Below are 793 nucleotides of genomic sequence, written 5' to 3' on the forward strand. Positions count from 1 at the left end.
GTTTTGACGGACAATCTGGCCAAATAGTTCCGTTTCTGTAACGACTGCTAACTTTGACTCAGTGGCGATAAATCCATGCTCAAGCGCGCCGACCGTTAAGGTGAGAGTACCTCGATCATCCGCTAAGGGCCAAGACGTCGCCTGTTGAAACGATAAATTATGATCTTTGAATAAATCTTGAATAGATTCGCGACGGCCTGCGCTTTCGGATACAACCACAATCTGTCCATCGAAGCTTTGAACAAACTCTTGAATACGAAATGCGGGAATATCCAAGCGATCATCAATGGCGAGATCGGGCAAGGTGGATAACGACGCATGATGCGCATGGGTAGAGCGCTGCCCATCGTAATCTAACTCCATGCGGGCATACTCGTTGACGCTTGAAAAGCATTCTTCTGACCCTAGAAACAGCGTATGGGGAGCAAGAATCGGCCTTTGTATATCGTAACGGTGATCTTCGTAGCGTTCGTTGATTTCCTTCCATACATGCTCAAGGGAGTCGTTTAACGTAGCGTCATGGATGATTTGCGTATTCGATGGCACGTAGTCAAAAAGTGACGCCATATGCTCAAAAAACAAGGGTGAGTAATACTCAATACCGTGCGGTTTGATACCGTCTTTAATATCTCTAAGAATTGGAGAGCTAAAACTGCGTTCGTCAAATGTGTCTAGCCACCGATTGCGAAACGCCAACCTCGATGCCTTATCCCAGGGAAACTCGAAGCCAGGAAGCATTGTGATCTCTTCGTGCTTTTGTTTTGACCTTTGCGTTTCCGGGTCAAAGCTACGT

At 46.7% G+C, this 793-nt stretch carries 1 pseudogene; it reads right to left on the minus strand.

The features are described 5' to 3' along the window. Positions 1-738: pseudogene (locus A3750_RS13310) on the minus strand (hypothetical protein); the annotation flags it as partial. Positions 739-793 lie beyond the last annotated feature (55 nt).

The sequence above is a fragment of the Oleiphilus sp. HI0079 genome (assembly GCF_001635105.1).